The sequence below is a fragment of the Kribbella sp. C-35 genome (assembly GCF_046549195.1).
In the GTDB taxonomy this organism is placed as follows: Bacteria; Actinomycetota; Actinomycetes; order Propionibacteriales; family Kribbellaceae; genus Kribbella.
In genome coordinates this window covers 409,760-429,543 of sequence record NZ_JAJPWG010000003.1, presented here as the reverse complement: position 1 = coordinate 429,543, position 19,784 = coordinate 409,760, and the positions used below count along the sequence as shown (strand labels likewise).

Annotated in this window: 17 protein-coding genes; 7 read left to right on the top strand and 10 right to left on the bottom strand. The window is 69.3% G+C overall.

Annotated elements, in window-relative coordinates; genetic code table 11:
• Nucleotides 1-90: 90 nt before the first annotated feature.
• A complete protein-coding gene (locus ACLJOO_RS22025; RefSeq protein WP_410789135.1) occupies nt 91-2,973 on the bottom strand; it encodes a S8 family serine peptidase in 2,883 nt (960 codons plus the stop codon).
• Between the two features lie 410 nt (nt 2,974-3,383).
• Here ACLJOO_RS22025 and ACLJOO_RS22020 point away from each other — a divergent pair, with 410 nt between their 5' ends.
• From ACLJOO_RS22020 to ACLJOO_RS22000, 5 genes are all read left to right on the top strand, one after another.
• Nucleotides 3,384-3,599: a response regulator transcription factor gene (locus ACLJOO_RS22020; protein ID WP_410789951.1), complete on the top strand. Its 216-nt coding sequence runs from the start codon at nt 3,384-3,386 to the stop codon at nt 3,597-3,599.
• Nucleotides 3,600-3,684: 85 nt separating this feature from the next.
• Nucleotides 3,685-4,341: a hypothetical protein gene (locus tag ACLJOO_RS22015; RefSeq protein WP_410789133.1), complete on the top strand. Its 657-nt coding sequence runs from the start codon at nt 3,685-3,687 to the stop codon at nt 4,339-4,341.
• Nucleotides 4,338-4,577, top strand: a complete 240-nt coding sequence (locus ACLJOO_RS22010; RefSeq protein WP_410789132.1) for a hypothetical protein — start codon at nt 4,338-4,340, stop codon at nt 4,575-4,577. Before ACLJOO_RS22015 ends, ACLJOO_RS22010 begins: the two co-directional genes overlap by 4 nt.
• A gap of 269 nt (nt 4,578-4,846) precedes the next feature.
• The gene (locus tag ACLJOO_RS22005; RefSeq protein ID WP_410789130.1) at nt 4,847-5,899 is read left to right on the top strand and encodes a glycosyltransferase; all 1,053 of its coding nucleotides are present in this window, start codon (nt 4,847-4,849) and stop codon (nt 5,897-5,899) included.
• The gene (locus ACLJOO_RS22000) at nt 5,883-7,049 is read left to right on the top strand and encodes a hypothetical protein (RefSeq protein ID WP_410789950.1); all 1,167 of its coding nucleotides are present in this window, start codon (nt 5,883-5,885) and stop codon (nt 7,047-7,049) included. Before ACLJOO_RS22005 ends, ACLJOO_RS22000 begins: the two co-directional genes overlap by 17 nt.
• On the opposite strand, the gene ACLJOO_RS21995 is transcribed toward ACLJOO_RS22000, so the two are convergent.
• The gene (locus ACLJOO_RS21995; protein WP_410789128.1) at nt 7,020-7,589 is read right to left on the bottom strand and encodes a TIGR03086 family metal-binding protein; all 570 of its coding nucleotides are present in this window, start codon (nt 7,587-7,589) and stop codon (nt 7,020-7,022) included. The genes ACLJOO_RS22000 and ACLJOO_RS21995 overlap by 30 nt on opposite strands.
• A 178-nt stretch (nt 7,590-7,767) precedes the next feature.
• Here ACLJOO_RS21995 and ACLJOO_RS21990 point away from each other — a divergent pair, with 178 nt between their 5' ends.
• The gene (locus tag ACLJOO_RS21990; RefSeq protein WP_410789127.1) at nt 7,768-8,766 is read left to right on the top strand and encodes an aldo/keto reductase; all 999 of its coding nucleotides are present in this window, start codon (nt 7,768-7,770) and stop codon (nt 8,764-8,766) included.
• The gene (locus ACLJOO_RS21985) at nt 8,763-9,107 is read left to right on the top strand and encodes a YciI family protein (RefSeq protein ID WP_133787581.1); all 345 of its coding nucleotides are present in this window, start codon (nt 8,763-8,765) and stop codon (nt 9,105-9,107) included. Before ACLJOO_RS21990 ends, ACLJOO_RS21985 begins: the two co-directional genes overlap by 4 nt.
• On the opposite strand, the gene ACLJOO_RS21980 is transcribed toward ACLJOO_RS21985, so the two are convergent.
• The 8 genes from ACLJOO_RS21980 to ACLJOO_RS21945 all read right to left on the bottom strand — a co-directional run bounded on the left by ACLJOO_RS21980 (nt 9,104) and on the right by ACLJOO_RS21945 (nt 19,693).
• Nucleotides 9,104-9,535 carry a GNAT family N-acetyltransferase gene (locus ACLJOO_RS21980; RefSeq protein ID WP_410789126.1) on the bottom strand — a complete coding sequence of 144 codons (432 nt, stop codon included), beginning with the start codon at nt 9,533-9,535 and terminating at the stop codon, nt 9,104-9,106. The genes ACLJOO_RS21985 and ACLJOO_RS21980 overlap by 4 nt on opposite strands.
• 41 nt (nt 9,536-9,576) lie before the next feature.
• Nucleotides 9,577-9,864 carry a hypothetical protein gene (locus tag ACLJOO_RS21975; protein WP_410789125.1) on the bottom strand — a complete coding sequence of 96 codons (288 nt, stop codon included), beginning with the start codon at nt 9,862-9,864 and terminating at the stop codon, nt 9,577-9,579.
• A gap of 11 nt (nt 9,865-9,875) precedes the next feature.
• Complete coding sequence (locus ACLJOO_RS21970) at nt 9,876-11,024, bottom strand: VWA domain-containing protein (protein ID WP_410789124.1); 1,149 nt, start codon at nt 11,022-11,024, stop codon at nt 9,876-9,878.
• Nucleotides 11,021-13,189 carry a DUF5682 family protein gene (locus ACLJOO_RS21965; protein ID WP_410789123.1) on the bottom strand — a complete coding sequence of 723 codons (2,169 nt, stop codon included), beginning with the start codon at nt 13,187-13,189 and terminating at the stop codon, nt 11,021-11,023. The genes ACLJOO_RS21970 and ACLJOO_RS21965 overlap by 4 nt, the downstream gene beginning before the upstream one ends.
• Nucleotides 13,186-14,268 (bottom strand): ATP-binding protein, encoded by a 1,083-nt coding sequence (locus tag ACLJOO_RS21960; protein WP_410789122.1) that lies wholly within the window; start codon nt 14,266-14,268, stop codon nt 13,186-13,188. Before ACLJOO_RS21960 ends, ACLJOO_RS21965 begins: the two co-directional genes overlap by 4 nt.
• Complete coding sequence (locus ACLJOO_RS21955; RefSeq protein ID WP_410789121.1) at nt 14,265-15,680, bottom strand: DUF5691 domain-containing protein; 1,416 nt, start codon at nt 15,678-15,680, stop codon at nt 14,265-14,267. The genes ACLJOO_RS21960 and ACLJOO_RS21955 overlap by 4 nt, the downstream gene beginning before the upstream one ends.
• A 10-nt stretch (nt 15,681-15,690) precedes the next feature.
• A complete protein-coding gene (locus ACLJOO_RS21950) occupies nt 15,691-16,989 on the bottom strand; it encodes an SWIM zinc finger family protein (RefSeq protein WP_410789120.1) in 1,299 nt (432 codons plus the stop codon).
• Between the two features lie 376 nt (nt 16,990-17,365).
• Nucleotides 17,366-19,693 carry an MFS transporter gene (locus ACLJOO_RS21945; RefSeq protein ID WP_410789119.1) on the bottom strand — a complete coding sequence of 776 codons (2,328 nt, stop codon included), beginning with the start codon at nt 19,691-19,693 and terminating at the stop codon, nt 17,366-17,368.
• Nucleotides 19,694-19,784 lie beyond the last annotated feature (91 nt).

Sequence of the window (19,784 nt, the reverse complement as noted above, 5' to 3'; positions counted from 1 at the left end):
ACCCCACTGTACCCACAGGTACAACACCGGGAGATGAAGGTGGGGAGGATCCTGTCCCCGGATCGGCACAGAATCCTCCCCAAGTGACCGTCAGCTGATGGTGACGATCTTGTTGATGGTGTACGTCGGGGCGTGGTCGGTGTCGCCGGGGAAGTAGACGCGGTAGGCGATCTGGCCGCGGATGGCGGGTTTGATGCCGAAGGCGTACTTGCCTGAGGTGCTCAGCTTCACCGAGGCGATCGACTTCCAGACCTTGCTGCCGTACTGCTGCAGGTAGACGGTGTGGCCGGCGTGCGCCGGGGCGACGTAGCCGGTGAAGGCGGTTGTGCCGCCGAGGCGGATCGAGGCCGGGGACAGCGTGGCCGAGATCGTCGGCTTGACCTGGACGGTGACGTCGACGGTACGGGTGCCCATCAGGGTCGCATTGCCCGGGAACGTCAGCATGTAGACCGACGACACGAGCGGCTTGTGCGTCACTGCAAGCGTCCCGGTCGACGACGTCTTGAGCGCCGCCAGCAAGGTGAACTTCGAGGACGTCTTCGGCCGCACGTACACGTTCACCGGCAACCCGGCGTACGCGACGTTGTCGATCCGCAGCGTGCTGCCCTTGATCGTGATCGCCCCGCCGTAGTTGATCAGCGTCGACGTCACGCTGATACCCGACTTCATCCCGAGCAGTTGCTTGACCGCGGGCTGGGCGCTGTAGTGCCCGGCGCGGTCCTTGATCCAGGCGGCATACGTGTACGTCGTACCTTGCGCGAGCCCGGTGTTCTTCACCGACTCCCCGGTGCCCGCGTACACGAGCGTCCCGGTCGTCGGCGTCGGCGCCTTGCTCCCGACGTTCCGCCGGATGATCACCTGATCGAGGTCCGTGGTCGGCGGGATCGTCCACGACAGGTTGGCGGCCAGGTAGGCGCCGACCCCGACGAGCTGCACCTTCTGCGGAACGAGGTCCTCCGTGCTGAACACCGAGGTGAACGGCACCATCGGCACCGTCGGATCGAGCGAGACGACACCGTCGGCGACGATCCGGAACGGCGTTGCCTCGGCCAACGGGGACGCCGGCGTGATCTCCGCCCGGCGGATGGCCGGGTCGTACGAGACGGTCGCCGGAATCACCGCACCGGTCTTGCCGTTGAGCAGTTTCACGCCGCCGTTGGCGACGCTGTTCTCGTCGACGTTCCGCGGGAAGGTGATCGTGGGCTTGACCAGGACCGAGACGCCGGAGGACAGATTCCCCGGCAGCGCGTCCCGGACCGGGTACGCATCGATCGCCTCCGCGCCAGGGGTGCCGTCGGCGTTCGTGAGCTTCAGCGAGTACGTGCGGCTGTCCCGCGACCCGTTGGCGTTCCGGACGGCGACGTACATGGGTCCGGCCGGGACGGTGACGTACGTCGATGCGGTCAGCGGCTGCGGGATCTCGTACCCCTGGCTGTCCGTCGGGGGCTCCGGCTTCTGCACGAAGGCCAGCGGCTTGAGGTTCTCGTCGTACGCCGACACGACCGGGCCGAAGTTCTGGGCAAAGGCGCCCGAGTCGAACATCTGCCCGGTGACGTCGATGCGGACCTGGTGGGCGTAGTCCGTCGGCAGCTTGTACCAGTCGACGTCGCCTTCGACGCTGATCGTCGACGAGACCGCGACTCCGGCGATCAGCTCACCCGCGCGGGAAGGCTGGTCGTTCTTGTCTGCGGCGCCCTGCGGGAAGTCGGTGGTCCACTTGCCGCCGAGGGCCTGGTACGCGTCGAGGATGCCGGCGCCGTAGTACGGGTCGGTGCCGCGTGGGCCTGCGTCGCGGGCGGTGGCCTTCAGTCGCGCCATCACCTGGGCGGGGGTGTACGACGGCCACTTGTTGCGGACCAGGGCGGCGACGCCGGCGACGATCGGGGACGAGAACGACGTACCGGCGAGGCCGAGCAGGTACGGCTCGTAGCCGGCCGGGGTCTTCGCGCGGGGCGCGGTGCTCGTGATGTCGTAGCCGGGGGCGGCGATGTCGACCGCGTCGCCGTAGCTGCTGAAGCTGGTCAGTACGCCGGCCTGGTTGGTGGCGCCGACCGAAAGGACCTCTGGGTATGCCCCCGGGAAGTGGTTCGACGAGTCGCCGCCGGTGTTGCCGGCCGCGGCGACCAGGACGACGCCGGCGTTGACCGCGGTCTGGATCGCCTGGTGCAGGACGGGGTTGTCACCCTCGCCGCCGAGCGACATGTTGATCACCCGGACTTTGTTCTTGACCGCCCAGTTGATGCCGTTGATCAGGTTCGAGTCGTCGCCCGAGCCGTTGTCGTCGAGGACCTTGACCGGGCGGACCTTCGCGCTCCAGGCGACACCGGCGACGCCGATCCCGTTGCTGGTACCGGCCGCGATGATGCCGGTCACCGCCGTACCGTGGCCGTCGCCGTCGTTCGGCGGCAGGGCCGTGTTGAACGTGTTGTAGCCGGGCAGCAGGTGACCGACCAGGTCCGGGTGGCCGGCGTCGACACCGGTGTCGAGGACACCGATCGTCTGGTCTCCGGCGGTCTTCGAGAGGTCCCAGGCGCTGTTGACGCGGACGGTCGACAGGTACTTCTGGTAGTTCGTGTACAGCCAGTCGTTCGGGGTCGCGGACTTCTGCCGGACGTAGTTGAGCGAGGCAAGCTCGACCGACGGGTCGGCCTTGACCTTCTTCAGCAGCTCGGGCGCCGGGGTGTCACCGGTCACGGTGACGACATCGGACGTGACGGACACGTCAGGCGTGCCCTTGGCCTTCGCCAGCGCGGCCTTCCGGGCCGAGGTGGTTGCCTTCGGCTTGAACTTCACGATCACGGACTTGGCGTCGTACGCGGGTCCGTTGGCAGTGCTAGGCCGGAACTTCGCGTGCGGCACGTTCGGCTCGGCCGAGACCGCGGCGGTGCCGGACGATCCGGAGAGGGCGACCAAGCCGGCTGCGACGAGGGCCGCGGGCAGGGCCAGGCGCAGCAATTGAGTGGGACGGGACAACGGGGGACCCCCAAGTTGAGTGAACCGACCGTATTCGGTCCAGGCCTTAAATCGTTGGAGGCACCCTCGGCGTTACAGGTTCTATGATCCCTAGGTGTCGACCACGGTGCTCGCCACGAAACTGTTCGCGCCGGCTCGGCGGTCCGGGCTGGTGGCGCGACCGTGGCTGGTGGAGCGGCTGGACCGCACTCTGGAGCCCGGCCATCGGCTCGCTCTGGTCTCCGCACCGGCCGGTTTCGGCAAGACGACCCTCGTCGCGGAGTGGGCGGCCGGTCATGAGCGGGTGGGCTGGCTGTCGCTCGACGACGGCGACAACGCACTTCCGCGGTTCCTGGCTCACCTCTGGGCGGCCCTGCCTGGCATCCGGGTCGCGCCGCCCGCGGCCGACGTATCGACGACGGCTGCGCTGACTGCTCTCGTCAACGACTCTGCCGGACCCGCTGACCGAGCGCGAACTCGACGTACTGCGGCTCCTCGACACCGAGCTCACCGGCCCGGAGATCGCCCGGCGGCTGTACGTCTCGTTGAACACGTTGCGCACCCACACGAAACGCATCTTCACCAAGCTCGGTGCAACCAACCGCTCCGGCGCCGTACGCCGTGCGCGCGAACGCGGCCTGCACTAGTCACCACCTGAATCACCACATGTGGTGACGCCTACTCCACATGTCGCGGCCTACGTTCCGATTACCACGAACGAGGGGCTTGGAAATGATCATCACCGCAACCACACTGACCCGGGCCGCCGGCGCCGCCGCAGTCGCTGCCGGAGCAATCTTCATCGGGGTGCAGATCGGGCACCCGCACCTGGACGTCACGACGATCGTCACGACCGAGGTCGCCGTACGGAACACGCTGAAGCTGGTGATGGCCGCGCTGGCGCTGGTCGGGATCACCGGCCTGTACCTGAGCCAGATCCGGCGGAACGGCCTGCTCGGACTGATCGGGTACGTCGTACTCGGCGCCGGCTACCTGTCGATCCTGAGCACCACCTTCGTGTCCGGCTACGTGCTGCCGTCGATCGCCGACACGAATCCCGGGTACGTCCGCGACGTCCTCGAAGCCGCGAGCAACGGATCGCCCGTCGGCGACATCGGGCCGCTCGGCGCGGTCCTGAAGCTGCAGGGCTTCGCGTACCTGGCCGGCGGACTCGTCTTCGGGATCGCGCTGTACCGCGCTCACGTCCTGGCCCGCTGGGCGCCGCTACTACTGGCCGCCGGCGGTCTCGTCACCGCAGCACTGGCCGTGGCGCCGGACTCGCTCTACCGCCTGCTGGCCTACCCGAACGGCATCGCGATGATCGCCCTCGGCTACTCGCTCTGGCGCACCACGACATCGGTGCGGCAGCCGGTTGCGGTCGGGAGTTGACCGTCTACGAGGTCCGGGTCGCCGGGCGACTCGACCCGAGCTGGTCCGGCTGGTTCGCCGACTTCACGCTCATCCCCGAGCCCGACGACACCACCACCCTCCGCGGCCCGATCACGGACCAGTCCGAGCTCCACGGCCTACTCGCCCGAATCCGCGACCTCGGCCTCCCCCTCATCTCCGTCACACCCGCCACCGGACGGAACCAAGAACACCCCGCGGGACCCGGAGACAGGTAATCCCCTGTCCCCAGAACCCACCACTTGTTCCCAGCCCGGACGGCCAAGCCGGCCGACATCCAGATCTCCGTCGCCGCACTGGACCCCGGCGACCCCCGCACCCACCTGACCGTCCCGGTGGGAACACACGACGGGGACTGGAGACAGGCAATTGCTTGTTTCCAGTCGCCGGCGGTTGTTCCAGCTTCGCGGCGGCGCGAGGCGGGGACTGGGAATGTCACACGCGTTGGATGGGCGGTTGTGGGTAGGGACCGATAGTCTCGGGCGGCATGAGCACGAGTGTCGCCATAGCGGTGATTACCTTCAGGCGACCTGCTCTGTTGCGGGGGTTGTTGACGAGTTTGCAGGCTCAGGAGCTGCCTTCGGGCGGGGAGTACGCGATCCGGATCGTCGTGGTGGACAACGACGCGGAAGGGTCTGCTGCGCGGGTGCTGGAGGAGTTCGGGGACGGTACGCCGTACCCGATCGAGTCGGTCGTGGAAGCGGAGCCGGGGATCCCCTTCGCGCGGGAGCGTTCCGTCGAGCTGTGCTGGAACGACGATGCGCTGATCTTCGTGGACGACGACGAGACCGCGCCCCCAGGCTGGCTCAAAACGCTGCTCCAGGCGTGGGAGTCCACCGGCGCCGACGTCGTCACCGGTCCGGTGAAGGGCAATCTCCCGCCTGGCGCGCCGCCGTGGAACGCCTACAGCGACGTACACGACTCCACCGGCCGGCACACCACCGGCGAGGAGCTTCGCAAGGCGTACACGAACAACACGCTGGTCAGCCGCCGCGTCTACCATGCCGTCACGCCGGGCTTCCATCCCGCGTTCCGGTACACCGGCTCCAGCGACCTGCACTTCTTCCTCCGCGTGCACCGCGCCGGTTTCCGCATCGTTTGGTGCGAGGAGGCCTGCATCGCCGAGGAGGTTCCGGTCGGCCGCACCACGCTGCGCTGGCTGGTACGGCGGGCCTTCCGCTCGGGCAGCGGCGACACGATCAGCCGCCTGTTGATCCGCCCGGGCGCAGTCAGCTACGTCTTGGTGCTGGCCTATGCTTCGGCCCGGGTGATCTCGGCGATCGGGTTCGCCCTCGCCGGGCTGCTGCTCGGCCGGAAGACGCACCTGCTGAAGGCAGTCCGCCGGTTCTTCTCGGGCGTCGGGAGTCTCGCGGGGATAGTAGGGATCAACCATGACGAGTACCGGGAACGGCACGGTTCGGCCGACGGTGGCGGAGCTGTGCCGGGCGATCTGGACGGTGGAACGGGACCTGGAGCTGCTCGCGTGGCAGATCCGGGGAGCGCACCCCTGGCCGATCATCCGGATGCGCGTCTTTCATGAGCTGACCCGCCGCACCGGGATCCACGGCGCGCCGCATCCGGTACGCCGTACGCCGTACGACAAGGCCGCCCTGGTCGCTCGCCACGTGACCGGGATTGCCACGCGCAGCCCGTTCCCCGGCCGGTACGACGCGCTCGTCGTACCGCATCCGCGGAAACCGAACGGTGTCGAGATCTACACCGACGAGCTCCGCGCCGCGCTCGGCGACCGCGCGCTGATCCTCGACTCCGGGATCAACGGCACCCCGCTTCCGGGCAGCAAGAACCTGGACTTCTTCACGTCGGCCGCCGGCGCGGTCCATCGCCGTACCGCCGACGACCGCGGCATCGCGACCGCGCTCGAGAAACTCACCGGGGTCCGGATCCCGATCGGTGCGCTGCTGGCCCGTGAGGTCCCGAAGCACCTGAGGCTGCGGGCCCTGTACCGCGCGCTCCTCAAGAAGCACCGGATCAAGACGGTCTACCTGGTCGTCGCGTACTTCCACCAGCACATCGTTGGCGCCGCCCGCGATCTCGGGATCCGCGTCGTCGAGCTGCAGCACGGCGCGATCAGCCCGTTCCACCTCGGGTACAGCTACCCGAGCCGGCCCGTGGTCGCGGATCAGCCGGACGAGCTGTGGTGCTTCGGGTCGTACTGGACCGATGTCGCGGACCTGGCCGCCGGGATGCGGACCGAGGTGATGGGCGCGCCGTTCCTGCCGCCGCCTGGTCCGAAGGAACCGCGCCGCGTTGTGTTCTTGTCGCAGGGGACGGTCGGATCGGAGCTTGTCGAGGTCGCGGGTGCAGTCGCGAAGGAGCACTCCGACCTCGAGGTTCTCTACCGTCTGCATCCGAGCGAGCGCGCCGAGGACTACACGATTCCGGCCGGCGTCCAGCTCTCGACCGGCGGCAGTACGCTCGATCTGCTCGCGACGGCGACGTACCAGGTCGGCGTCTCGACCACCGCGTTGTTCGAGGGCATGGCGCTCGGCTGCCGTACGGCGGTCGCGGACCTCCCGGGCCACGAGTACCTGGACCCGGCGATCGCCAAGGGTCACGCGCTGCTGATGTCTCGCCCTGGACAACTCACCGAGGCACCGCTGTGCGACGACCCGAGCAGCTACTACGCGCCGAGCACCCTGTCACGGCTCGCGGCCGAGCAACCCGAGTAGACGGTCCTGTAGCGGGGCGTCCGGTTCGACCGGTACTTCGGCGCCGTACACCTCGATGCCCTCTCCGAAGGCACCTGGCGTCCGGTACTTCATCATCAGCTCCGGCGGGATCGCGACCGCAGTCGCCCAGAGCCGCGCGACGTCGGCCGGGTCCATCGTCTCGTCCTGATCGGTGGCGCGCGCCAGGTCCCAGCCGTGTAGGACGAGGTCGTCAGACACGACCTGGTCGATGTGCTGCTCGGTCGTCAACGGCCCGGCCGGGGTCTGCGTCTCGGTCAGCGCGGCCACCGGGTCGTCGAGTACGTCCTCGATCGCGGCCCGTGCCTCCTGGAACGCGGTGAGCGGGTCGTCCGCCGGCTCCAGCTTCCGCGCGACCGGCGTCAGCATCACCGCGTGCATCGTGACGACGTGCTCGACCACGTCCCGCGCGGTCCATTTGGCGCACGGTGACTGGTTCCCCCACTGATCGGAACGCACCGCCGCGACCTTCCGCTCGAACGCCTCGGCCCGCCGCCGGTACCGCTCCGCGATCTCACCCATCCCCGAATGGTCGCGCGCCCGCACGCACCGAGGGAAGGGTCAACCTGAAGTGGGGATCTCCAGGCCATCGCAATCGGACCGCGAGGGCCGGTCGCCGCGGCGGGGACCGTCCTCGGCGCGATTGTGATGGGCTGGGGATCGCCTCCAAGTGTCGGTGCTCGCATCTAGCGTCTGCCCCATGCGGATGGTGGAGCTCGGGCGGACGGGGTTGCGGGTCAGTGAGTTGGGGTTGGGGCTGGCGTCCGTCGGGGGGATGTTCGCGGCGGTGCCGGAGCGGCAGGCGGTGGCGACGATCGATCGGGCCTGGGAGTTGGGCGTGCGGTTGTTCGACACGGCCCCGGTGTACGGGTACGGGTTGTCGGAGCAGCGGGCCGGGCTGGCGTTGCGGGGGCGACCGCGGGACGAGTTCGTGCTGTGTACGAAGGTGGGGCGGCTGATCGAGCCGGGCGGGCCGGATCTGCAGCCGATCTGGGCGGAGCCGCCCGCTGGAGTGGGGCCGCGGTTGGACTATTCGTACGACGCGACGATCCGGTCGTTCGAGGCGAGTCTGGAACGGATGGGGATCGACCGGATCGACGTTCTGCACATCCACGACCCGGAGCTGGACTTCACGACCGCGTCGACCGAGGCGTTCCGCGCGCTCGTTGAACTGCGCGGCCGAGGCACGATCCGAGCCATCTCCCTCGGCGTCAACCACGCCGACGTAGCAGCTCGTTTCCTCCGCGAAACCACAACAGCACCAAGCGAACACCCCGGCGGAGGGCCCGGCGGGCCCGCGGTGGATGGGCCGGACGTGATTTTGTTGGCGGGGCGTTACAGCTTGCTGGATCAGTCGGGGGCGGATGAGTTGTTGCCGTTGTGCGAGAAACTTGGGGTGGCTGTGCTCGCCGCGGGGGTGTTTCACGGTGGGGTGCTCGCCGACACCGCGGACGGGGCGCCGCACGGGTACGAGCGGGTCCCGCGGGACGTGCTGCGGCGGATCGACGTACTGCGGGAGCTCTGCAGCGCGTACGGCGTACCTCTGCTGGCTGCTGCGCTGCAGTTCCCCCTGACGCATCCCGCCGTACCAGCCGTGGTCGTGGGAGCGCGAAGCCCGCGGGAGATCGCCGAGGTCGCGGCGTGGCACGACTATGAGGTGCCGCCGGCGTTCTGGACGGCACTAAGGTCAGCGCTATGAGGTACATGCTGCTGCACAAGACCAACGACAGTCTGGAGGCCGGGAACCCGCCGGATCCGGAGATCCTCGAGCGGGCGGACGCCGTACTCGAGGAGATGCGTCAGGCCGGGGTGCTGGTGCTCGGCGAGGGCCTGATGCCGAGCTCCCGCGGCGCCCGGGTGACGTTCCCCGCACCGGGTCAGCCGCGGGTGATCGACGGGCCGTTCGCCGAAACCAAGGAGCTCGTCGCGGGCGTCTCGATCATCCGCGTCGACACCAAGGAGGAAGCCGTCCAGTGGGCCCTCCGCTTCGCCGAGGCCGACCCGTACACCGAGATCGACATCCTGGAGGTCGCCGGCTAAAGCTTCAGGTGCAGGATCGGGTACGGCTTCCCGGTCGTGTCGTGCGTACTACGGGACACGAGTCGGAAGCCGTGATGCTCGTAGAACCCAACGGCCAACGGGTTCTGCTCGTTGACGTCGACCGACGTCGCGGCGAAGTGTGTGAACGCGTGCTTCAGCAGCAAGCTCCCGCCGCCGCGCCCCCGGTACGCCGGGTCGAGGAACAGCATCTCGACGTTCCCGTCCGCCACCCCGATGAACCCGATCAGCAGCCCGTCGTCGCCCCGCAACCCGGCCAGCTGCGCGATCTCCGGGAACGCCGCTCGCACCAACGGCCGGAACACGTCGAGATCCGCCTCGGTGACGAACGCATGCGTCGCCCGGACCGACGCCTCCCACAACTCGGCCGCCCGGTCGTACTCGTCCGGCCGGATGTCGCTGATCTCCATCCCGCCACCGTCGCACCGCACCCAGCGGGCTGTCAGGCGAATTACGCCGCGCTGACGCCTTCCTCCGCGACCACGAGCGAGTCGATCGCCGCGAAGAAACGCGCGATACCGGGCAGATTGGCGCCCTTTTCACGAGACGCAGCGAAATCCGCAGGGGTCGCCCAGTCAACGATGTCCAGCCATTCGTTGTCCGGGAGCTGCACCAGCCGCGCACCGAGGAAGCCGGCCCGGTCCGCCTCGAAGTCCTTGAGCATGTCGGCGCGCGCCGCGAGCAGCTCCTCAGAGCGCGACGGCAGCACACGGAAACGGGTCAGTTCGACAGTCGACATCGAGGTACCTCTCAGGTGATGTTGGTTGCTGCCCAGCCGCCGATGTCTTCGTGGCGGATGGCAGCGGCCATCAGGTCAGGGAACTTGTCCGGTGTGCAGGCGAACGTCGGTACGCCGAGGTCGGCGAGCGCGGCCGCGTTCTCGGCGTCGTACGACGGTGTACCCGAGTCCGCGAGCGCCAGCAGAGCAATCACTTGTACGCCGGACTCCACCAAAGAACGCGCCCGACGCAACATCTCTTCCCGGACCCCGCCCTCGTAAAGATCCGAGATCAGCACGAGCACCGTCTCGGCCGGTTTCGTGACCAGCTCCTCGCAGTACGCGAGCGCCCGGTTGATGTCCGTCCCACCGCCCAGCTGCGTCCCGAACAGTACGTCGACCGGATCCTCGAGCTGATCGGTCAGGTCGACCACCGCGGTGTCGAACACGACCAACGAGGTCCGCAACGTCCGGATCGACCCGAGCACCGCCCCGAACAGCGACGCGTAGACGACGGACTCCGCCATCGACCCCGACTGGTCGATCGCGAGCACGATGTCCCGCTGCACACTGTGGTTCCGTCGCGCGTACCCGACCAGCCGGTCCGGCACGATCGTGCCGAGCGTCGGCGAGAAGTGCTTGAGGTTCGCCCGGATCGTCCGGTCCCAGTCGATGTCCGAATGCCGCGGCCGCGCCGTCCGCCCGGCCCGGTCGAGCGCGCCGGTCACCGCCGCCCGCGTTCGCTCGGCGAGCCGCGCCTCGAGCTCGGCCACCACCCGGCCGACCACGTCCCGCGCGGTCTGCTTGGTCTCCTCGGGCATCACCTCGTTGAGCGCGAGCAACGTGGACACCAGATGGACGTCGGGCTCGACCGCGCCGAGCAGCTCCGGCTCCATCAGCATCCGCGTGATCCCGAGCCGCTCGACCGCGTCCCGCTGCATCACCTGTACGACGGTGCTCGGAAAGTACTGCCGGATGTCGCCCAACCACCGAGCCACGCGAGGCGCCGACGCCCCCAACCCGGCTGACCGTTGCGTACCCGACTCCCCCTCCGCGGCGTCGTACAACGCCGCCAACGCCGCGTCGACAGACCGGTCCTCGGCCGACAACGTCGTACCCGTCTCCTCCTCGGCCTCACCGCCCAGCACAAGCCGCCACCGGCGAAGTCGCTCGTCACTCATGAGACCCCCAACAACTGCGCAACCACCGGCAACGTGGTCGCCGCCAACTCGGCGTCCAGCTCGTTGTCATCAGCAACGACCAACGACGCCGGATCGCTCAGCACCCGGGCCCGCGCACCAATTGAGCGTCGCTCCGGCGCCGCGAAGGTGCCGAACGTACGCCGCAGCAGCGGCAGGACCTCCACGAACGCGTCGTCCGGGATCGCCGCCAGCCACCCGTCCACCATCGCCAGCAGCCGCTCGTCGTGCACCAGCAACAACCCGCCGCCGGCCAGGAAGCCCTCGACGTACCCGGCCGCGTCCGCAGTCGGCGTGCCAGACGACAGCGAACGCCCCAGCCGCAGCCCGACCTCGTGATCCGGCAACCGCGACGTGTCCAACATCAACCGCGTCAACCGCCCCCGGATCAATGGCGGCACCGACGCCCGATCACTCAACCCCTGCAGCGTGTTCAGCCACTCCGACCGCACGTCCTCAGCCAGCAGTACGGTCGCGTCCTGCACCCCGTCGATCAGTTCCTGTACGGCGGTCGCCGCATCCGGATCCAGCCCGTGAACGGTCCGCGCAAGACCGGCGCACACGCGCGACACCATCCGCCCCGCGACGGCAGCCAGCCCGGCCGTGTCGGTCCCACGTACGTCGCCGTACCGCGAGGCTCGTGCGAGCGCGGGCAGCGCCGCCATCAGATGCCCTACGTCAGCGTCGGCCGCAGCACGGGTATCGATACCTTGAAGCAGCGGCGGGAGCGCGTCCGCGAGGTCGGCGAGGAGCGATTTCTCCAGCGCGGCCGTGACATCGGCCAGCGTCGGCGAGTCCGCGGACTTCAGCATCACGGACGTCGCTGCACCGAGCACCGTCGTACCGTGAGCGCCCGCGGCCACCAGTTCTACCTCCAGCCCGGGGTCCCAGGCCAGCCGCCACATCTCCCGGAACGTGCCCTGCGCCCGCCGCTCGTCGGCGGCCGGCACACCCCAGTGCACCCCGAGAATCCGCAACCGGTGCAGGAGTCTGGACTTCTCCAAGTCGTTCGACTTCCGCAGGTCGAGCTCGATCACTCGCTCGGCCGCATCCCGCTTCATCCGCAAGCGTCGCGCGTGCGCGGCCAGGTCCGCCGCCACCGGCGCCTGCGGCGTCTCGCCCGGTACCGACCCGAGCAGCTCACCGACAACCGCTTCGCGCGTCACAAGGTCCAGCAGTACGTCGTTCCCGCCGCAGAGCACTGCCCGCGTCGCCTCGGTCACCTCGCTCAACCCGGCCAGCGGCCGTTCGCGCATCGCCGCCAACGTGTCCGCAAGCCGCACCGCCTCGATCACGTGCGCGCTGGAGACCGGCAGATCCTCGTTGCGCAGTACTTGCGCCACCTTGGAGAGCCAACGAGTCGTGATCTGGTTAGGCGCGGTGAACAGGTGGTGGTACCAACCCGGTGACGTAATGCCGGCGCCGTAACCGCTCGCCGCCGCCAGCCGGCCGTGCGTCCATGGCACCCAGGTGCAGGCGACCTTCCGCTTCGGCAGACCCTTCAGGATCCGCGCATCATGTGTTGCTGGAGGCAACGGCAATTCCAGAGCAGGAACGTGCCAGGCACCGCAGACCACCGCGATCCGCTCGAAACCTTCGCGAATCGCCTTGCGCAGAACGGTTCGCATGTAGGCCTCGCGCTGCGCCTCGCGGCCGATCGCCTCCTCGCCGTGCCGCAGTTCCCGCATCGCGTCGGCGATCACCGTGAACGGTTCGGCACCACCGCGGCGCGACTCGATCACGTCGTCCCACCAGCGCTCCGGATCGTCGTACCCGCCCGCCTCGGCCAGCGTCTTGAGCGGATCCATCGATACCGACCGCCCGCCCGAGGAGCCGAACTGCTGTGCCGCCGGAAGATCGCAGAACCGCACCGGCACCCCGGCCGCCAGCCCGTACCTGACGGCCTGCCACTCCGGACTGAACACCGCGAACGGCCAGAACGCCGCCCGCGTCGAGTCGTCCACCGCATACGCGAGCAGCGCGACCGGCGGCTCCATCTCCTCGGAGCCCGCCAGCTCGACGATCTTGTCGGCCTCCGGCGGCCCCTCGATCAGGACGACATCAGGACGGAGCTCGGCCAGCGCGGTCGCCACCGCGCGCGCCGATCCCGGCCCGTGATGCCGGATCCCGAGCAGGTGAACGGTCATCCGGAAATCTCTCGGCAGGCACGGTAGAACGGCGCCCAGTCGTCGCGTTCGCGGACGACGGTTTCGAGGTACTCCGACCACACGACGCGGTCCGCGGACGGGTCCTTGACGACCGCCCCGAGGATGCCGCCGGCCACGTCGGTCGGACGCAGTACGCCGTCACCGAAGTGGGCCGCGAGCGCGAGACCGCCGGTGACGACGCTGATCGCCTCCGCGGTGGAGAGCGTGCCGGACGGCGACTTGACCGCCGTCCGGCCGTCCTCGGTCCGGCCGGAGCGGAGCTCGCGGAAGATCGTCACCACGCGGCGGATCTCGTCCAGCGCGTCGTCCGGCTGCGGCAGCTCGAGCGCCGCGCCGAGCTGGGACACCCGGCGGGACACGATCTCCACCTCGTCCTCGGCGGAGTCGGGCAGGGGCAGTACGACGGTGTTGAAGCGCCGGCGGAGCGCGCTGGACAGTTCGTTGACGCCCTTGTCGCGGTCGTTGGCAGTGGCAATGACGTTGAATCCCTTCCGGGCCTGGACTTCCGTGGCCAGCTCGGCGATCGGCAGCGCCTTCTCGGACAGGATCGTGATCAGCGCGTCCTGGACGTCGGACGGCATCCGGGTCAGTTCCTCGATCCGGGCGATCTTCGCCTCGGTCATCGCGCGCTGCACCGGGCTCGGCACAAGCGCCGCTTCACTGGGGCCTTGGGCAATCAACTGGGCGTAGTTCCAGCCGTACCGGATCGCTTCCTCCGCGGTGCCCGCCGTACCTTGGACGAGCAGCGTCGAGTCGCCGCTGATCGCGGCCGCAAGGTGCTCGCTGACCCACGTCTTCGCCGTACCCGGTACGCCGAGCAGCAGCAGCGCCCGATCCGTCGCGAGGGTGGCGACCGCGACCTCGACCAGCCGGCGCGGACCGACGTACTTCGGTGAGATCTCGGTGTCGCCCGCCTGCCCACCGAGCAGGTACGTGACCACGGCGCTCGGGGACATCAGCCAGGCCGGCGGTCGCGGCTTGTCGTCCGTTGCGCGCAGCGCCCGGAGTTCGTCGGCGTACTCGACTTCCGCATGCGGGCGCAGTACCTCGGTGGTCATGTGAGCTCCTCGTACATTTCGCGGCGGAAGGTCAGGGTTTCGACGAGGCGGCGGCGCCAGGTGTCTTCCTCGCCGGTGGGTTCGCGGGTGATCGGGTGGTCGAGTACGTCGGGCGGCGCGGCGCGGGCCGTGATGCTGGCGAGCCGGGCCCAGGCGCGGTTGGTGCCGACCTTGGCGAGCTGGTCGAGGATCATCGTCGCGAGCGGAGCGGGCCAAGGCACGGGCAATCCGCCGACCAATTCGGCAACGTCGACGTTCTTCCGCAGTACGTCGACCGCGCTCGCCCACTCCTCGGCGGGCAACAACCGCAACAGCTCGGCGGGGCCTCGACTGCCCGTATTCGATCCGGTCTGCAGGATCGCTCGGGACCACTCGACTGAACTCTCACGAATGGCGGCCTCGGTCCAGGCGGACTGCAGTACCTCGACGGCACATCCCTCGACCGGCGTCTGGAGCCAGGTGAGGTCCATCGCCTGCAACGGCGTGTTGGCGACGATCTGGTGGAACCACCACGCGCGCTTGCCGACACCTTCCGGGTTCTGCGAGTCGATCCCGTCACGCTCCATCGCGTGGGTCAGGTTGCGCGGAAGGTCGACGGCGAGCACGCCTTGGCTGGGCAGGAGGTGCGCGTGCAGGCGTTCCGTCATGCGTACGCCGTACTGCGATCCCGGCAACCGTGCGAGCAGCCGCGCGGCCACCCGCCGTACCTCACGGGAACGGTCGTCGAGCGCCGACTCGAGGAACTCCTCGTCCGATTGCGCGAGGTTGTCCTGCAGGAGCCCAAGAAAGTCCGCCCGGGTGGCGGCGGACTCGCTCGGCCAGACCTCTTTGAGCGACTCCCGCGCGGCGGCGGGATCTTGGGTGCGAGCGGCGTGCAACCAGGTACGCCGCTGGATCGCGTTGCCGTGCGTCCACAACTCCGAGTCGTTGCTCTCAGCAACCGCTGCGTGCAGGAATCGCCACTCGGGGTTGAGCTCCGCGAGCCAGCGTGCACGACGGCCAGCAGCGGCGATGACGAGTGGACGGTACTGCGCACGGTTGCGCGCGTAGTCTGCCAACGCCGGCAGCTGCTCGGGCGGAACGCCCCAGCCGTGCGCGTCCGCCGTACTCAACCACTCACCCAGCGCGGACGTCTGGAACCCGCCCAGCATCGCGGCCAACCGCCGAACCGCGTTCGGCCGCGGCAACGGCCGATCCGCACCGGGCGCGGCTGGAAGCGGCTCGAGATCGTGCAGCGGCTTACGTCCGGCCCGCTTGTACACGGTCGCCAGCGCAGCAGCGTCCAGCAGGTTGCCGTCGCCGAGGCGCTCCTGGATGTGCTCGGGCAGCTCATCGAAGTGCGGCGGCCGCCGATCGGTGCCGAGCAACGCCGAACTGACCAGCCCGTCCCAGCCCTTCACACTCTCACCCACCGATCGTCGTTCACACGATCACCGGCCGATCGCCGTGCCAGCAGGTCATCGGGCGGAGGCCGGCGCGGTTCCACTCACCGGCGACGGTGAGCGGGTCGCCTGCCGAGACCGCGAGCAGCTTCAACGCATCCCAACCCGGCAGGAGCTCCAGCCCATCGCCGGCTTCGTCCACCAGCGCCCAGCCGTCGCCGTGCCGTGCGGGTCGCACATCCTGGAGCACCAGCGGCCAGCGTTCGTTCCACGGGTCGGCGGCGAGTGATTCGACGTACGACGCCAATGCCTGGCGGACGGTGAGGCCGGCGGGACGTGGTGCGGGCAGGCGCGGATCGGTCTGAGTCAGGAGCGCGCGCATTGGGAGAGCGCCCGGGTAGAACGAGAGCGCGCCGGGGACGTACTCACCGGGGCGAGCCGGGAGCGGTTCCAACGGGCGTCCGGCGGCGGCGAACGTGAGGATCAGTCCGATCCGGCCGGTCTTTGCCCCGCGCAACCATACGCGGCGGACCGTGAGGCGGTCGTCCGGTTCGATCACACGGCCGAGTACGAGCCAGTCGTCCTCGACCTTCTCTCCTTCCTCTCGTACGCGGGCCGTCTCGGTCGTCCAGCCGATCCGGCTCTGCACCGTGTCGGCGAGCGACGGCGGGAGCTCCGCGAGACGCCCATGCGCCGCGACGACCAGGTGGACGAGGGACAACTCTTCGAGCAGTTCACCCGGCCAGCCGTGACCACGTCCGACTACACCCGCTGCCCGACGTACCGCTCCTGCCACTCCTGGTGCCTGCGCGTCGACCATTCGCGCGGCGAGGCGGGTCAGCTCGGTGTACGCCCGCTGGTCGAACCCGCCGAGCCCCTGGCGCACCTGGTCGTCCAGCCAACCGGCCAACTCGGCCAGTCCCGCCGAGACGCGATCCGCGCGCCGGGCAGCCCGCTCCTGAGCCGCAATCGGGTCGGCCACCTCACCGGGCTTCCGCTCCGGCCGCTCAGCGCGCTCGGCCCGCTGGTCGACCCAGCTCTTCACCCAGTCCGGCTCGTCGCCCGGCTGCACCTCGTGCTTCGCGTGGAGCAACAGCAGCCCGAGCGCGTGCTTGCACGGGAACTTCCGGGACGGACAGGAACACTTGTACGCCGGGCCGCCGAGATCCACGACTGTCTGGTACGGCTGCTTCCCGCTGCCCTGGCACAAACCCCAGACCGCACGATCCGTCGCCCCGGCGCCCGACCACTTCTCCCCCCGAGCCAGCCCCTGCCCAGCCTTCGCGGACGCAGGATCAGGCGCCAGCCCCACCACCTGCTCCACGTCCCACAACCCCACACCACTCCTTCACCACGCCCTACCCGAAGCATGCCACCCCCCACCGACACCCCCACCCCCCACCGCCCCACTCAACCCACCTGAGCTTGCCCACTGGGGCAGAGGGTTGCCCCCTCATATTTTCAGCGGGCAACCCTCCAGCTGAGTGGGCGCCCACCGAACTGGAGGGTTCGCCGAGAACGGGTCGGAGGTACGTCAGGCTGCGGCCCGGACCGTCGGACGCGAGCTCCGGGTTGGCCTCGACGAGTCCCACCCGCCGCCGTATTTGCCTGGCCTACCCACGAGATGCGGGGTTCCGGACCCTGAACGCGGGTGTGGAACCCCGCATTTGGTGGGTCAGCCAGGCAAATTGGTGGGTCTGCCAGGCAAATGGGGATCAGCCGAAGGGTTGGCGGTTGTGGTGTTCGTCGGGGTAGCCGTTGCCGGAGGCGGCGGCCTCGTGGGTGGATGGTGCGTGGGTCGGTGGGTGGATCTGATGCCCGGATGCGTGGGTGGATGGGGCAGCGGGTGGGGGTGGGGTGTTGGAGAGGTTGTCGCGGACTGTGGTTAGGAGGCGGTGTTCTACAGCTTCCAGTTCGGTGATGCGGGTGCGGATTTCGTGTTCTTCGGCGCGGGCCTCGGCGAGGAGCTGGTCCGCCTCGGCTTGGGCTGTTCCGCGGAGGTGGTCGGCTTCGGTGCGGGCGGTTTCGCGGAGGTGGTCGGCGGTGCGCTGGCTGGCGCTGAGGACGCTCAGCTCGTACCGGCGGAGTTCGTCGACCAGTTCGCCCGCGGGGCGCTGGGCGTCCAGGAGTGCTGCGGCCGGCTGCGGGATTTCGGCGTCCGGGAGAGTGCTCTCCAGGTCGGCGATCTGCTGATCCACGCGGGTGAACAGGTCCGCGACATCGGTCCGCATCTGGCGGATCGTGTTCGCGGCGGCCTGCACCCGTTCGCTGGCCTCCCGCTCACGTTCACGCGCCGTACGCTCCGCCGACGTGATCACATCAAGCGCAACCACCGCAGCCCGCTCCGCCGGATCGTCAGCAACGGTTTCACGCACAGGTGCTTCAGCCTCCGACGGGCGGATTGCGACGGTTTGGCGGAGGGGGACTTCTCGGATGAAGAGGACTGCCAGGAAGCTCACCAGCGCGGCGCCGGCGGCGATCACGAAGATTCGGCCGGTTGCGTCGCCGTACGCGTGCCGCACGATCTCCTGGACGGGCCCCGGCAGCGAGTTCACGTCCAGCAAACTCCCCGAACCGCCCTGCGCCGCAGCCGCCGCTCCCGGACCGAGCTCGCGCAGGTGCTCCGTGATCAGATCGGTCACCCGCGTGGCAAGGATCGCCCCCAGCACCGACACGCCGACCGCACCGCCAAGGCTCCGGAAGAACGTGACCGACGCGCCGGCGGCCCCGACCTCGCTGACGTCCACGGTGTTCTGCACCGCGAGCACCAGGTTCTGCATCGTCATGCCCATCCCGATGCCCATGGCAAGCATCCCGAGCCCGACATACCAGTACGGCGACGTGTGGTCGATCGTGCCGAGCAACCCGAGCCCCGCGGTCAGGAACAACGCGCCGATCACCAGGTACCGCTTCCACTTCCCGAACCGGGTGATCAACTGCCCCGACCCAACCGACCCCAGGAACGACCCGAACATCATCGGGATGGTCAGCAACCCGGCCTCGGTCGCGCTGTACCCGCGGGCCACCTGGAAGTACTGACCCAGGAACACCGCGCTCCCGAACATCCCCATCCCGACCGCCACGCTCGCGAGGATCGCCAGCGCCGTCGTCCGCTCCCGGACGACCCGCATCGGCACGAGCGGTTCGGCCGCGTGTACCTCGACCACCACGGCCAGGATCGCGAGCACCGCCGTACCGCCCAGATAGGCACCGGTCTGCCACGACCACCACGGGAAGTGCTCGCCCGCGAACGAGACCCAGATCAGCGGCAGGCTGGCCGCGCCCGCGATCAGCAGCGCGCCGAGGTAGTCCATCTTCACCCTGCGCTTCACCACCGGCAGGTGCAGGAACCGCTGGAGGACGATCAGCGACAGTACGGCGAGCGGCACGCAGACGTAGAAGCACCACCGCCACCCGAGCCACGAGGTGTCGACGATCACGCCGCCGACCAATGGACCGCTGACGGTCGCGAGCGCCATCACGGCGCCCATGTACCCGGAGTACCGGCCCCGCGACCGCGGTGGGATCGCGGCCCCGATGATCGCCTGCGCGAGCGCCATCAGACCGCCCATCGCGAGCCCCTGCAGGACCCGCGAGCCGATCAGGAACGGCACGTTGTGCGAGGCGCCGGCCAGCACGGAGCCGGTCACGAACATGATGATCGCGAACTGCACCAGCAGCTTCTTGCTCATCAGGTCGGACAGCTTGCCCCACACCGGCGTGGACACGGTCATCGCGAGCAGGCTGGCGGTGACCACCCACGTGTACTGCGTCTGGGTGCCTTCGAGGTCCGCGATGATCGTCGGCAGCGCGTTGCTGACGATCGTCGAGCTGAGGACCGCGGTGAACAGCGCGGCGAGCAGCCCGGCGAGGATCTCCAGGATCTCGCGGTGCGAGAGCTCTGGATCTACGGCCGGGGGTGCTGCGGGGGGCGCGGGGTCGGGGCCACCGGCGGCGTACCGCGAGCGGTACCGGGGCGGCGTGGAGCCGGCCGGTGGGGAGCCGGCGGCAGGTGTGGCCGGCGAGGCCTGGGTGGCAGACATCAGCTTCCGTTTCGTACGGCGGGAACGCGACGACCGGAGCAGCGGGGTGTGCTGCTCCGAGGCGGAAACGGCCGGCGATGCCCTCACCCGA

Coding starts and splice junctions, on each gene's coding strand:
- ACLJOO_RS21980 (WP_410789126.1), bottom strand. CDS start 9,535: ATGGAGATCAGCGACATCCGGCCGGACGAGTACGACCGGGCGGCCGAG.
- ACLJOO_RS21960 (WP_410789122.1), bottom strand. CDS start 14,268: ATGACCACCGAGGTACTGCGCCCGCATGCGGAAGTCGAGTACGCCGAC.
- ACLJOO_RS21945 (WP_410789119.1), bottom strand. CDS start 19,693: ATGTCTGCCACCCAGGCCTCGCCGGCCACACCTGCCGCCGGCTCCCCA.
- ACLJOO_RS22015 (WP_410789133.1), top strand. CDS start 3,685: ATGATCATCACCGCAACCACACTGACCCGGGCCGCCGGCGCCGCCGCA.
- ACLJOO_RS21995 (WP_410789128.1), bottom strand. CDS start 7,589: ATGGGTGAGATCGCGGAGCGGTACCGGCGGCGGGCCGAGGCGTTCGAG.
- ACLJOO_RS21985 (WP_133787581.1), top strand. CDS start 8,763: ATGAGGTACATGCTGCTGCACAAGACCAACGACAGTCTGGAGGCCGGG.
- ACLJOO_RS22000 (WP_410789950.1), top strand. CDS start 5,883: ATGCGCGTCTTTCATGAGCTGACCCGCCGCACCGGGATCCACGGCGCG.
- ACLJOO_RS21975 (WP_410789125.1), bottom strand. CDS start 9,864: ATGTCGACTGTCGAACTGACCCGTTTCCGTGTGCTGCCGTCGCGCTCT.
- ACLJOO_RS21965 (WP_410789123.1), bottom strand. CDS start 13,189: ATGACCGTTCACCTGCTCGGGATCCGGCATCACGGGCCGGGATCGGCG.
- ACLJOO_RS22005 (WP_410789130.1), top strand. CDS start 4,847: ATGAGCACGAGTGTCGCCATAGCGGTGATTACCTTCAGGCGACCTGCT.
- ACLJOO_RS21970 (WP_410789124.1), bottom strand. CDS start 11,024: ATGAGTGACGAGCGACTTCGCCGGTGGCGGCTTGTGCTGGGCGGTGAG.
- ACLJOO_RS21990 (WP_410789127.1), top strand. CDS start 7,768: ATGCGGATGGTGGAGCTCGGGCGGACGGGGTTGCGGGTCAGTGAGTTG.